Annotated in this window: 9 protein-coding genes, 1 tRNA gene and 7 pseudogenes; 4 read left to right on the top strand and 13 right to left on the bottom strand. The window is 68.7% G+C overall.

The genetic code is table 11. The annotated features are described in order from the left end of the window. Positions 1–83: 83 nt before the first annotated feature. Both ABD858_RS29445 and ABD858_RS29440 read right to left on the bottom strand, forming a co-directional pair. Positions 84–482 (bottom strand): annotated as a pseudogene (locus ABD858_RS29445) (alpha/beta fold hydrolase); the annotation flags it as partial. A gap of 273 nt (positions 483–755) precedes the next feature. Beyond that, a complete protein-coding gene (locus ABD858_RS29440; RefSeq protein WP_345043159.1) occupies positions 756–947 on the bottom strand; it encodes a hypothetical protein in 192 nt (63 codons plus the stop codon). Between the two features lie 1061 nt (positions 948–2008). Between ABD858_RS29440 and ABD858_RS29435 the strand changes: the two genes are divergently transcribed. Both ABD858_RS29435 and ABD858_RS29430 read left to right on the top strand, forming a co-directional pair. Beyond that, positions 2009–2173, top strand: a complete 165-nt coding sequence (locus tag ABD858_RS29435; RefSeq protein ID WP_345043157.1) for a hypothetical protein — start codon at positions 2009–2011, stop codon at positions 2171–2173. A gap of 27 nt (positions 2174–2200) precedes the next feature. Further along, positions 2201–3280, top strand: a complete 1080-nt coding sequence (locus tag ABD858_RS29430) for an integrase core domain-containing protein (RefSeq protein ID WP_345043154.1) — start codon at positions 2201–2203, stop codon at positions 3278–3280. A gap of 274 nt (positions 3281–3554) precedes the next feature. Here ABD858_RS29430 and ABD858_RS29425 read toward each other — a convergent pair. After that, positions 3555–3628 (bottom strand) — tRNA-Pro (locus tag ABD858_RS29425). Positions 3629–3866: 238 nt separating this feature from the next. On the opposite strand from ABD858_RS29425, the pseudogene ABD858_RS29420 reads away from it, so the two are divergent. Then, a pseudogene (locus tag ABD858_RS29420) lies at positions 3867–4203 on the top strand (thiamine pyrophosphate-dependent enzyme); the annotation flags it as partial. 20 nt (positions 4204–4223) lie between these two features. Continuing rightward, positions 4224–5130 (top strand): annotated as a pseudogene (locus tag ABD858_RS29415) (transketolase family protein). A 3-nt stretch (positions 5131–5133) separates the two neighbouring features. On the opposite strand, the gene ABD858_RS29410 reads toward ABD858_RS29415, so the two are convergent. The 10 genes and pseudogenes from ABD858_RS29410 to ABD858_RS29370 form a co-directional block, all read right to left on the bottom strand. Next, positions 5134–5484 (bottom strand): MmcQ/YjbR family DNA-binding protein, encoded by a 351-nt coding sequence (locus ABD858_RS29410; RefSeq protein ID WP_345043152.1) that lies wholly within the window; start codon positions 5482–5484, stop codon positions 5134–5136. Positions 5485–5560: 76 nt separating this feature from the next. Continuing rightward, positions 5561–5992, bottom strand: a complete 432-nt coding sequence (locus ABD858_RS29405) for a roadblock/LC7 domain-containing protein (protein WP_345043150.1) — start codon at positions 5990–5992, stop codon at positions 5561–5563. After that, positions 5977–7668, bottom strand: a complete 1692-nt coding sequence (locus ABD858_RS29400; RefSeq protein WP_345043147.1) for a sensor histidine kinase — start codon at positions 7666–7668, stop codon at positions 5977–5979. The genes ABD858_RS29405 and ABD858_RS29400 overlap by 16 nt, the downstream gene beginning before the upstream one ends. A gap of 232 nt (positions 7669–7900) precedes the next feature. Beyond that, positions 7901–8529, bottom strand: a pseudogene (locus ABD858_RS29395) (PP2C family protein-serine/threonine phosphatase); the annotation flags it as partial. Positions 8530–8588: 59 nt separating this feature from the next. Beyond that, positions 8589–8840: pseudogene (locus ABD858_RS29390) on the bottom strand (PAS domain-containing protein); the annotation flags it as partial. Between the two features lie 86 nt (positions 8841–8926). Beyond that, positions 8927–9370, bottom strand: a complete 444-nt coding sequence (locus ABD858_RS29385) for a large conductance mechanosensitive channel protein MscL (protein ID WP_345043146.1) — start codon at positions 9368–9370, stop codon at positions 8927–8929. A gap of 371 nt (positions 9371–9741) precedes the next feature. Next, positions 9742–9825, bottom strand: a pseudogene (locus ABD858_RS36935) (hypothetical protein); the annotation flags it as partial. A gap of 181 nt (positions 9826–10006) precedes the next feature. Next, the gene (locus tag ABD858_RS29380; RefSeq protein WP_345043143.1) at positions 10007–10756 is read right to left on the bottom strand and encodes a DUF4118 domain-containing protein; all 750 of its coding nucleotides are present in this window, start codon (positions 10754–10756) and stop codon (positions 10007–10009) included. A gap of 298 nt (positions 10757–11054) precedes the next feature. Then, positions 11055–11525: pseudogene (locus tag ABD858_RS29375) on the bottom strand (amino acid permease); the annotation flags it as partial. Between the two features lie 49 nt (positions 11526–11574). Then, the gene (locus ABD858_RS29370; protein WP_345043141.1) at positions 11575–12969 is read right to left on the bottom strand and encodes an MFS transporter; all 1395 of its coding nucleotides are present in this window, start codon (positions 12967–12969) and stop codon (positions 11575–11577) included. Positions 12970–13043 lie beyond the last annotated feature (74 nt).

The following is a 13043-nucleotide window of genomic DNA, read 5'->3' as shown; positions in this document are numbered from 1 at the left end:
CGTCCCGGCTGCGGGGCCGGCTTCCACCAACGGCGTGGACCGCTCGCTCACCGCAGCGGAGTCGATCGCGTTCATCGGTCTCCGAGGACGGGCTGCGGGAGGAACGCGTCGGGACTCGGGCCGCTGCTGATCAGCGCGAGCGAACCGACCAGGTCAGGGCGCTGTTCGGCAAGCGCGGTGGCGATGTATCCACCACTGGAGTGCCCGACCACGGCAACCGGACGAAGGCCGAGCTCATCGAGCACCGCGGCCAAGCGGCCCACCTGCTCGGGCACGTCGTACGACGGCGCGGGCGAGGACTGGCCGTGACCCGGGAGGTCGACTCGGATGACGTGATACTGGTCGGCGAGTGCCGGCACCACCGGGCTCCAGGAGCCGCCCGAGAATCCCGATCCGTGGATGAGCACCAGCGGCGGCGCCTGCCGCGGGCCGGAGTGGACCACATGCATCCCGTGCAAGTGCGTGACGTCGTCATGTCCCATGTACGGAACGATGCCTGCGCTGCCCGCTATCAGTCTTGTACAAATGTCGTCGCGAGGCTGACGCTCGCCGGACACCTCTGTCTCCACGGCGAGCGGGACTTCCGTGAAAGCCGGGCCGTTTGAGAACGTCAGCCATCGGCAGTCTCCAACCATCTGGCATTCATGCAGGTCAACGAGTCGCTACCTGCCACCTACACCGCGACGGGACACCCAGGCCAGAGGCCAGCTGAGATAGGGGGCTGCCCGCCAAACGGCGGGCAGCCCCGTCCTCACTTACTCATCGTCAGCTGACGACTCACCCACCTCATCCGGAAGCGTGTCGGCGGTTGCTGGGGCCTGCTGCGTGTTCGTGCGGTTGACGCCATCGTCACCGCACTTCTTCCGACGGGCATTGTGGAGCTGAATGGCGAGAGAGCCCAGAGCGGCAACAGCAGAGACCCCGCCGATGATCGTGTTCGGGTCCATCTTCGGTCCTTTGACCATGCAGGACCGGCATGCCGAGCTAAACGGTCAGGCGCCCTCCGCGCCCTCCGTGGTGATGCAGCTGGCTGCGGCCCCTGTGAATGGGACGTCGAGGGACCGCATGGCCTGGCGCTCGAGGAACCCGAGGTTCCGCGATCAGCAGTGCACCCGGTGGATGGCATGGCTGGGGCGGCACTGCGACTTCTTCAGCCAGTGACGACTGGCTAGCCTCGGCGACCTCAAGCCGCGTCGCGAGCTTCTCCAGGAACTCGTTCCAGTCCGCTGGCTCGACGCCGAGCAAGGCAAGAGCCCGCAGGCGATCAAGCGCACGCGCAGCCTCCTCCAACCGGACTTCTCCAAGACCCGAACGGTCAACCAACTCGCCGGGAGTCATCGCGCGGAGATCATCGTGGGAGATTCCGTCCAGCGCGCCGACGACCCACAGTGGGATGCGAGTAGACCTCAGTACGCGCGCAATGCGATGGTGGTTCATGCCCCAGGCCCTCTGCCGGGCTTGGAGTTCGTCCATTACGTCTGCGAGTCTCCAGACCTGGACCACCCACTCCATCGGTTGGCCGATCATCAGAGCTCGGATCCCAGTGGCTTCATCGGCCCTGCCAAGCTCAACCAGTCTGTCCTCGACTGTGACCACGTCGGCGGCGAGGTCCCGGCACATTTCAGCAAACCTGGTGTCCTGCACGCACCTCGCCATCGACCGCAGCAGACGCGCTTGTTCCTCAGCGGTCCGATGGACAACCGGATGCTTACCCACGTGGTCATGCTTGGGGAAGTGCGAGTGAACGAACGTGCATCGCGCCCGCCAGACATCGTTGGCCACGTCTGCCGGAACTGCGGCCATCAACCGCTGAGCCTCGGCGACCGAAAAGGAACTCGCGAGGCCGGCTCTCACCGCAAGGTTGCCCCCAGATGACTCCACGGCAACACCCTATCGGCCCTGCGGCACCGCTGTGTCAGCCAGCCTCGCGGACTTGCACTCCCTAGGCCCTCGCCGACGTCACCAACTTCCAGGCCAAGAACGTGACTCGTGATCAGACGTCTGTCTCATGAGACATGCTGAGCGCGAAGAACACTTCCAGTTCGAGCGTGCCAACGAGATCCGCATCCAGCATGGCGCGACGGTGTTCCGTAATCCGCGCAACGGCACGTCCGGCACGCTGCGTGCCAAGGTGTGCCGCTCGAAAAGTCATCAACGCTGGTGGCAGCGGTGACGGTTCGTCGGCTGGAAGCATGTTCGGGTGATCATGTCCTTGCTGTACAAAGTGGCCCGGAAGTTGCTCACCCTCCCATCGGTGCTGCTTCGCGGCGATGCGACGAAGGACGCGGAGCTACTCGTGCTGCGGCACGAAAATGCGGTCCTGCGCCGACACCTGGCCAGCCCAGTCCGCTACGAGCCAGCGGACCGGTTCTGGTTTGCCGCCCTGTCCGGTCTGATACCTCGGCATTGCTGGCGCGACGTCTTCCCGGTCACCCCGGGTACCTTGCTCGGCTGGCACCGTCGGTTCATCGCTGCGAAGTGGGACTACAGCGCGCGCAGGCGCACCGGTCGGCCACCCACCGCAGCGGCGATCAAGAACCTCGTCCTGCGACTCGCCAGGGAGAATCCGCGATGGGGACACAGGCGAATCCAAGGCGAGTTGGCTCGGCTGGGGAACCAGATCGCAGCCTCGACGGTGTGGGAGATCCTCCACGCAGCGGGCGTGGAGCCAGCACCGCGTCGCTCTGGTCCGACCTGGCGCGAGTTCCTCACCGCCCAGGCTGAGGGCATCATCGCGGCGGACTTCTTCCACATCGACACCGCGCTCGGCAGGCGGTTGTACGCGCTGGCGTTCCTCGAGCACGGCAGCCGGCGCCTACACATCACCGGCGTCACCGCCAACCCGACGCGGGACTGGACCGTGCAGCAGGCGAGGAATCTCGCCGCCGACCTCGGCCTGCGCACGGACTCCCTGCGATTCCTGCTGCGCGACCGAGACGGCAAGTACGGCGAGGCGTTCGACGCGGTCTTCGAGGCCGAGGAACTGCACGTGATCAAGAGTGCACCGCGGGCACCTCGGATGAACGCCCACTGCGAGCGCGTCATCGGCAGCATCCGGCGCGAAGTCCTCGACCACGTCCTCGTCATGGGCGAAGCGCACGCGCGACAGGTGCTCGCTGCCTACCAGAGTCACTACAACGAGCACCGCCCCCACCAGGCCCGCAGCCAGCTACCACCCGATGCCCAGGAACGGCCCGCCGCGATGGACATCGACACCCACAGACCACTGCGTATCCGGATCCTCGGCGGCCTCATCAACGAGTACCGATTCGCCGCCTGACCTGCAGCGACGACTTTTCGAGCGGCACAGGGTCGGCGACGAGGACCACACTTGGCGGATGGGAGCGCGCCGGCCCCTTTACCGAGTCAAAGCCATCGCTGCTGGTCTGCGGGCCGGGGAGCAACCGGATGGGGCGACCCTGGTCAACCCCAGATTGACGCCGGTCGGGGTGGGTGGGAGCGCTGGGAGCGTGGGAGCGGGAGAGGACTCCCCGTCTGCCCCGAAAACGCTTCAGGGGCCGTTCGAAAACGGCCCCTGAAGTGCGACATCACTGTCGGGACGACAGGATTTGAACCTGCGACCCCTTGACCCCCAGTCAAGTGCGCTACCAAGCTGCGCCACGTCCCGTTGCCCGTCTGACCTGGGGTTTCCCCTGGCCGGGCGCGCATGAGAACAATACCGCACTTCATCGGGTGGTCGTGAACCGCTTTTCTGCCGCGCCGGGAGTTTGGCCTCCATCCTGCGTGAGGTTGAAAGCTGTACGGCATGACACGGAAAAACACTCACCGGCCCGCTCCGTTTCGAGGACCTGCCCCGACTGATGTCCCTGATGACGGGCGACGAGAAGCACGGGCCCGCCGCAACGCTGCCGCTGGCCGTGGGCACCGTGCTGGGCTTGCGGGCCCAGGGGCTCGGGGATCCGCGGGTATGGGTGCTGATCGGCGACGCCGAGCTGGACGAGGGCAGCAATCACGAGGCCATCGCGTACGCCGGCCGGGCTGGAGCAGCTGAACACACTGGTGATCGACAACTCCTCCGCCTCGTACGACGGACCCGGCGGGATCGCGGCGCGTTTCGAGGTGGCCGGCTGGTCCGCCGCGACCGTCGACGGGCGTGATCACGAGGCGCTGTACCCCGCCTTCACCGCACCCCATCCCGGTCGGCCGCATGCCGTGGTCGCCCGGGTCGAGCCCAAGAACTGACCGAGCCCGAGAGGACTGTCATGGACACCATGCGCGAGGGCTTCATTTCCACCACGACCCGGCTGCTCGACGAGGATCCCAGGCTCGCCGTCGTACTGGCGGAGATCAGTAAGGACGGCTTCGAGGGGCGCTGCGACGGCACCCCGACCGTGTGATCAATGTGGGGATCCGCGAGCAGCCGCTGATCGGCGCGGGCGGAGGGCTGACGCTCGCCGGAATGCGGCCGCTGATGCACACCTTCGCCAGTTTTCTGGTCGAGCGGCCGTTCGAGCAGGTGAAGCTGAAGCTCGGCCACCAGGGCGTCGGCGGGGTGCTGGTCAGTGCGGGGGCTTCGTACGACTGGCCCGCGGGCGGCTTCACCCATATGGCACCGGGCGATGTGACCCTGCTGGACACTCTGGATGGCTGTACGGTCCATGTGCCGGGCCACCCCGACGAGGCGGAGACCCTGCTGCGGCACGCGGTGGCCGGGGACGACCGGGTGTACCTACAGCTGTCGCTGCAGGCCAACAAGCGTGCGCAGCCGGTCACCGGGGCTGGTTTCCTGACTGTGCGCGAGGGCCCGTCCGGGGTCGTGGTCGCGGTCGGGCCGATGCTGGACGACGGGCTCGCGGCGACCGAGGGTCTGGACGTCACGGTGCTGTACGCGGCGACCGTACGCCCCTTCGGCGACAAGGCCCTGCGCGCCGCGGTGCGGGGAGGCACGGCCAATGTGGTGATCGTCGAGCCGTATCTGGCCGGTACCTCCACCGCGGCAGCCAATGTTGCGCTGACGGCCGTACCCCACCGGTGCTCGGCCTCGGCGTGGGCCGACGCGAGCTGCGGCGGTACGGACACATGGACGAGCACCTGGCCGCCCACGGCTTGGACGCGAGGTCGCTCCGTACCCGCATCGACACTTCCCTGGACCGGCCTCGCGTGAGGTGAGGATCAGCCGGCCAGGTGCGGGTGCGCGTCGAGGAGCTTGCGCGGTGCGGCCTGGCGCCAGGAGTCGACCAGGATGGCGTACAGCTCCTCCTCGTCGTCCAGGGCCGCGAGCCGCACCCGGAGCCAGGCGAACGCGTCGTCGTGCCCCTCCCGTATGAAGAACTTGTCCGGCTCCGAGGCGATCAGCTCGGCCCGGTCCTCCTTGGGGCACTTGACGCCCATGGAGGCGTCGTCGTCCCCGAGCGCGGCAAAGATCTTCCCTGCCACCCGGAAGGTGGGCATGCCCCAGGAGAGCTTCTCCGCCGTCTCGGGCAGGGAGAGCGAGATTCTGCGTACGTCGCCGGAGTTCGCCATGGCACGACCGTACGCGAGGGCACGGACAACTCCCTCGGATTCGGTCTTCCTCACGGCATCGATCCGCTCGGCGTGTTCACAGACCGTGAATATGCTCCGGGGCCCTTTGCCTGGCCGGGGTGGCCAGATAGGGCCGAACGCTCTTCACCAGCATCCCCATTTCGTAGCCGAGCACCGCCGCGTCCGCGTCGCGTCCGGCGAGTACGGCCAGACAGGTGCCGGATCCGGCGGTGGAGACGAAGAGCAGGGTGGAGTCGAGTTCGACGACGATCTGCCGGACCTCGCCGCCGTCGTCGAAGCGCACACCGGCGCTGCGGCCGAGGGCATGGAGTCCCGAGGAGAGGGCCGCCATATGGTCGGCGCTGTCGGGGTCCAGCCCGTGGAACGACCTCACCAGACCGTCCGAGGAGAGCAGAACCGCGCTGCGCGTGTACGGCACGCGCTGGATCAGTCCGCTCAACAGCCATTCGAGATCGGCAACTTGTCCGGTCGCTACTTCTCCGGCCATGTCATCTGCTCCTTGAGGTCGTCGGTGTCCGGCTGCGGGTCGGGCTGTGCCGTCTCGGCCAGTCCGGCGCCCCGCTGAAAGGCGGCCATCAGGCCGGGGTCGGGGAGAGCGGCAGCCGCTTCGCTGTGTGTACGGGGCCGCGGAGTGTCCCTGAGCTGCCGGGCCAGGTTTTCCCGGGCTCGGCGTCTGGGCAGCCTGGGGCGGCCGACAGGGCCACCGGAGGCGGAACTTTCGGCGGTGGGGCCGGTATAAGCGCCGCCCGGGCCGGTCCGAACGACATACGCGCCGCGGACCGGCGGGGGCACGACACCCAGGGCGGGGACGGTGGTGTTCCGCCGCGCCGGGCCCTGGTCGCCCAGGGTGGGCGGGACAACCGGGAATACCGCCGGGACCGGGGCGGGCTCGTGGAAGGCCAGGTCCTCCTGGTCGGGTCCGAGCAGGCTCTGCGGCAGGACCAGGACCGCCTGGATCCCGCCGTAGATATTGGCCTGTAGCCGGACCGTGATGCCGTGCCGACGGGCCAGGGCGGCGACCACATAGAGGCCGATCCGACCGTCCTGGAGCAGCCGCCCGGTATTGACCTGGTCGGGGTCGGCGAGGAGCGCGTTCATCCTGACCTGCTCGGTGACGGGCATTCCCAGGCCCCGGTCCTCGACCTCGACCGCCAGGCCCGCCGCGACACGCTGTGCGCGCAGCAGCACCTCGGTGTGCGGGGCGGAGAACACCGTGGCGTTCTCGATCAGTTCGGCGAGCAGGTGGATGACGTCGGCGACGGCGTGGCCGCGCAGGGTCCCCTCCGCCGGGGGTACCAGTTTGACGCGCGTGTAGTGTTCGACCTCGGCCAGCGACGAGCGCAGCACCTCCGCCATGCCGACCGGCATGCGCCACTGATACCGGGACGTGGCACCACCGAGGATTGCGAGGTTCTCGGCATGGCGGCGGATCCGGGTGGCCAGATGGTCGACCCGGAAGAGGTCCCCGAGCAGGTCCGGGTCCTCGACGTCCCGCTCCAACTCGTCGAGCAGCGAGATCTCCCGGTGGACAAGCGACTGGAGCCGACAGCCGAGATGGGCGAGGACTTCCACCTTCTGTTCGCTGCACGCGCTGCTGGAACGCTGCCAGGCCTGCACCACCGCGGTCACCGCTGCTTCATGAGTCCTGTTCAGATCCTTTGCCAGCAGGTCGAATTCGCCGCCGAGGGGCGTGCTGTGCGGCGGCGCCGGCCACGCGGGCGGCCCTTCGCCGCGGCGGAGTCCCTCCACGAAAACGCTCAGGTCGGCCTGGGCGCGGGCAGTGCCGCCGCGCAGGATGTCGCAGCGTTCGGCGACGTTTCCGGCAATCCGGTCGGCTCCCATCGCGGCGCCGGCCACGGCGGCGAAGGCGAGCAGCGCGGTTCCGGCGAGTGCGGCGCACAGGGCGGCCGACAGCCGGGCCGCCGTGGCGTGGAAGGTGAAGGCGACGGCGGCCGTCCCGCTGAGCGTGGTGGCGACGGACGGCAGCACGGAAGTGCGCAGCAGTTGGGGACGTAGACCGGCCTCGGGCGGGGGCTGCGGCACGGGCTGCGGCAGCCCCACGGGGCGTCCGCCCGCCGATGGCTGGGGACGGGTGGTCTGCCTGCCGTGCCGCCCGTCCTCACGACGGTCCGGCCGTGCGGCGGGTGCGCGAAGGTGGGACATCGGCGTCCTCGGTACGTGGCGGTCCAGGATCGGCGTGGCGTGTTCGTGGGATGTACGTTCGGCCCGGTAGGTCGGAATGGGATCAACTCGGGCGAGAAGCACCCATGTTGACCACCAGACCCACACAGTAGTGTGCGACCGCTCACTCTCGGTGCACAGTCGGGGAAAGTGCACACCAACCGTCCCGCTCCGGAATGATCGCTCGTACGACAGTGCGAAAACCGGGACCCGTCTACGTGTCCGGCACGGCCTCCGGCTCGGTGCCGGGACCGGTCCGGGCGATGAGCAGGGCGACGTCATCGTGGTGCTCCGGCCCACACAGTGTGCGAAGGAGCCGGTCCGCCGTCTCCTCCAGGGGGCGCGGGGGCCCGTCCAGCAGATCGAGGAGAGCATCCAGGCGCTCGTCGACGGGCGGAGATGCCGCCGACGCCGAGCGGGGCTCCGGCGGGCAGGTCGACCACCTCGGGAGGGCGGTCGGCATGCACCAGGGCGGGGGGGCAGATGACCGGCGTTGGCGAAGTGGCACTCCGCACGCTGGGGGTCGTAGACGGCGTAGAGACAGGTGGCGATGTAGTTCTCCAGGCCAAACGTGATCTTGTCCAGGTGCTGGAGCACTTCGTCGGGGGTCAGGTCGAGATCGGCAAAGGTGCAGGTGGCGGTACGCAGGCGGCCCATGGCGGCGGCGGCGTCGATACCGCTGCCCATCACGCCACCCACGACCAGCGCCGTCTTGTCGCCGTTCAGGGGAATGACGTCGAACCAGTCCCCGCCGACCTCGCTGGAGGCATGGGCGGGCTGGTAGCGGGAGGCGACCTCCAGGCCGACATGGTGCGGTGGATGCTCCGGCAGCAGACTGCGCTGTCGCTGCCGTCCTTGTGGCGGACGGGAAAGGCACCTGCCCAGCTCTGGCCGGTACTCGTCACTTCGACGAACAGCTTGATCACCAGCTCGAGGTGCTGCTCATGGACCAGGAGCCGGCCCGCGTACTCGCCCAGGGCCTCCCGGGCGGTGTAACCGAACAGTTCCTCGGCCTGCGGGCTCCAGAGCACGATCCGCCCGTCGGTGTCCAGGACGACCGGGGCTACGCTGAGCAGGTCCAGCAACCCACGAGGCGGGGACGGACCGGCGGGCGGGCGGCCGGAGTCGGCACGGAAGGATTCGGCTGTAGCCATCCGAGCACTCCTTCCGTGTACCGACGAGACGTGCGCCCGCGCCGACTCCGCCTTGGGTGTCTCCCCGCCCGCCTGACCACGACGGCTCAGACGGCGTCCCGGGCTGGGGTGGAAGGCTGGTCGGTGCCGCAGTAGCGGCATTTGGACGCACTCGCCGGGATGTCATCGGCGAGGCACGCCGGGCAGGCCCTGACCGGCTTCGGGTCGTCGAAGACGACGATCCCGCGCCGGGCCTGGAAGAACTTGTACGGGGCAACGATCAGGAAGTAGACGACTGCCATGAAAATGACGAAGTAGATCAGCGCGGAGAGGAACTGACCGACGTCGAGGTATGTCGCGGTGTTCCCGGCATCGCCCAGCTGCCAGCCCAGTCCGACGGAGTGACCTCCCTGCGCCCGGGTGATGATCGGGTTGACCACGCTGTCCGTGAATGCCTTGATCAGGGTACTGAACGCCAGAGCGATGATCAGCCCCACGGCCACGACGACGACATCGCCGCGCATCAGGAAGTTCTTGAAGCCCTTGAGCATGATGGCCCCTCGTGCGGTTCTGTGTGACACATTGGCGCGTCCGGATCCAGGCCAGCCGATCCTGCCTCGGCCTGCAACCGGAACCGCCCTGCCCAGGGCACCAGTGCGGGCGCCCACACCGGTCCGCCATCAGCGGCCGACCGCCGGTCCCGGCCATGGGAATCGCACCGATGAATGTGGGCCGATGAGGCCGAACCGGTGAAAGCGCCAGGGCTTGAGGGCGCAGGTTTACCGCGAAACTGCTGAATCAGCCGAAACACGACATCGCGGTGCGCAGCAGCCAGGGCCCGGCAGCCACCGAGAGCTGTACGGGCCGGCAGTCGGGCCGTTGCCTGCCTCAGTCATTTTGTGCAGCGCTGGTGGGCACGCAACCGCTGCCCCTCCTCGAGCATGGCGTATGTCTTTCCGACCCCGGGCGCGGCCCCGAGGTAGATCCGCAAACGTCCGCGTGCCATCGGCTGGATCCCGTCCGTTCTTCACCCTCACCTCCATCGTGCGCTCGGTGCGAACGACGGGACCGCCGGCCCGCTCGTCCGTGGCCTGCACCGATGCGCTCGCCGCTCCGGCGTGCGGCCGGTGCCTGCGCGGGATGACGGGCGTTTTCCCGCGGACAGGATTCCGTATGCGCACCGGCAGTCAGCCGTCCGGCACCGCCCCCGAGGTGTCGAGAGCCGTACCCGCCTGATCGGCGAGGGTCACCGCCACGAGGCGGGCCTGCAGAGTGGACGCCACCCCGGGGTCGGGCTGGAGCATGAACCGTCCGAAGTAGCGGCCGTTGCCGAAGGCCCGGACCTCGACCTCGCCCTCCGGCCAGCCATGACGGTCGACGTCCCAGCTCCTGTGCCCCACGACGACGCTGCCGTCCGCTTCCAACCGCGGCGGATGCCCGAGCAGAGAGCCGTACTCGAAGCGGCACCCCCGGAGATGGAGGATGTCGGTGAGCTGCTTCGCGACGAAGTCGACGACCGCGCCGCCCGAGCCCGGAATACGGGCCATCTGGGCCGTGTCGTGAATCCGGGCCAGATATCTGGCATCGGTCACGGTGACCAGTCTCAGGCGGCGGGCACGGGCGGCCAGCTGCGACACCAGCAGGCCCACGACCAGCAGCAGGACAGCGGTCGCGATGTCACGGGAGCCGGCGATGGTGAACCGTTGATACGGGCGGGTGAGAAAGAAGTCGAACCACGCCGCCGCCGACAAGGCCGCCAGTGCTCCGGCGAACCGGTTACCGATGGCGGCGACTGCCACCACGGCGACGACCAGAATCAAAGCCATGTTCGTGTTCGACACGTCCGTGCGGAACGGCATCAGCGCGAGCGCGGCGACAAGGGGCCCAGCCAGGCCGGCGAGCAGCGCGATGCGGTCACGGAGCGGATAGGGGGCCATCTGCCCACCTCCACCGATAGTGCGTCCTGGCCGGACGGCACGCGTACGGCTCAGCACCTGACCGGGACATTCGGCGCCAGAACGAGATACCCGACCGGGCTGACTGCGACGGCGGTCTCGGCACTCACTGGCACGCAGATCCCTTTGCGATGCCTCAGTACAGGGCTACCCCGGCGAACCCCGCCCGGGGCCTGCCGGGGCCGGTCCTTGACGCAACCCTTGCGCAACGGGCGGGGATTCTTACGCCGCCTTGACATCTTCCGGTGGCTCCACGATCCCGCGCCCGGACCGACGCCCCTCAGAGGCGGAAGCGGAGCCGGCAGATCACCGCGTCGGTGTCCCGGCGCAGGGCGTGTGCCACGACCGCCCCACGCTGGTTCTGCAACAGACGCTGCCGCAGCCGGGCCGGTTCGGCCTCGGGGATCAGGACGGTGATCCGGGTGTCCGGGGCCCGGGCGGCCGGCTCGCGTACGTACGCGGCGATCGGCCGGCCCAGCGCGCGACACGCGGACGGAATGCGGAGCAGCGGAACACCCGGGTTCCACAGGTCCCAGTCGCGGGTCAGCGCAGCGGTGTACTCACGGTCCTCGGGCTCGGAGTGGCAGACCGTGGCCACGCGCACCTCGTCGCCGATGGAAACGGCGGCAGTGAGCGCCTCACTGCTGAGCCGGCTCAGCGAGAACACCGGAACGATCACCAAAGACCGGGCGCGGTGCGGGGGTTCGGGGATGCGGCCGATACCGAGGCGCTCACCGATCCTGCCGTACGCCGGGCGAGGACGTCGACGAGGCCGGTCGTCTCGCGATCGTTCCGGCGCGTCAGGCCGCGTCGACCGAGGCTCCGGTGGTGCGGCCTCCCAGCAACAGTACGGTCGCCGCGAGCAGTACCATCGCCGCGGAGATCACCGCGAAGAGCATGCCGGGACCCTGCGCATCGAGTACCGGCAGCAGGACGAAGGGCAGCACCGCTGCACTGAGCTTGGACAGGGAGTACGCGGCTCCCGAGGCGGTGGCCCGGATGGCAGTGGGATACTGCTCGGCCAGGTACACGTGCAAGACGTTCGAGAAGATGTTGCTGCACAGCGTGTAGCCGAGTCCGAAGACGACCACGAGCGTCACGGAGTTCGCGCAGGCGAACCCCATGCCCGCCGCCACCATGGCTGCGGCTACGACGGCCACCAGGGTCTTGCGCTCGTACCGGTCGATCACGGGAAGCGACAGGGCGGAGCCGAGGGGGTAGCCGAGGAAGGAGAGGGCGGTGAAGCCCAGGCCGGCCACCACTCCGTAGCCCTTGGCCGCCAGGATCTGAGGGGCGAGCGCCCCGAAGCCGTAGTAGCCGAACACGGACAGTGCGCTGACGACCCACAGCATCGCGGTGCGGGATCGGTAGCGCGCCGCGAAGATGCTCCGCAGCCGCGGCCGGTCCTCGCTGTCGGCCGGCGCGGCCGGCCTCGTGACGTCCTGGGCGGACTCGCGCCGGTGCGAGGGGATGTCGGACTCCATCCGCGCAACCAGCTGCTCGGCCTCCGCCAGACGGCCGTTCGCGGCGAGCCATCTCGGCGACTCGATCAACCGGCGGCGCAGGACCCACACCACGGCCGAGCCCAGCGAGCCCAGGACGAACAGCCACCGCCAGCCGTCGATGCCCAGCGGGCTCAGCGGCACCAGCCACAGCGCGGCGAAGCCGACGGCCGGTACTCCGCAGAAGGCCAGGGTGTAGGCCCACGCGGTGTACCGCCCCCGCTTCGACGCCGGGAGCACGTCCGCCAGATAACAGTCGGAAAGGGTCTGCTCGGCACCGATCCCGATGCCCGCCAGGAACCGTGTCGCGATCAGCCACGCCGCGTTGGGCGAGAACGCTCCCAGCAGGGAGAAGCCGGAATACAGCGCGAGGTTCACCAGGAACGCGCGGCGCCTGCCGAACCGGTCCGCCACCTTGCCGAGCAGCAGCGAGCCGACGAACTGGCCGACGAACGCGGAGGCCAGCACGAGTTTGAGCGTGGTGCCATTGAAGGCGAAGTCGTTCTGGAGGACCTTGGAGATCGTTCCGGACAGGTTGTTCTCGAACGTATCGAACAGCAGGCCGACTCCGACCACCGCGGTGAGCCTGCGATGTGTCGAGGTGATCGGCATGCGGTCCAGCCGGTCACCGATCGCCGCCGCGCCGGCCGCTCTGTCTGCACTGCCACCCAGCAGCGCGGCGGTCTCAGCCATCAGGGGGACAACTCCTCGTCATGGTCGGGATCGTTCTGGGGTACGGGCATGAAGAGCGGCCGGCGGAACGCGGC

This window comes from Streptomyces sannanensis (assembly GCF_039536205.1).
In the GTDB taxonomy this organism is placed as follows: Bacteria; Actinomycetota; Actinomycetes; order Streptomycetales; family Streptomycetaceae; genus Streptomyces; species Streptomyces sannanensis.
This window is presented reverse-complemented; position numbering and strand designations above follow the sequence as displayed.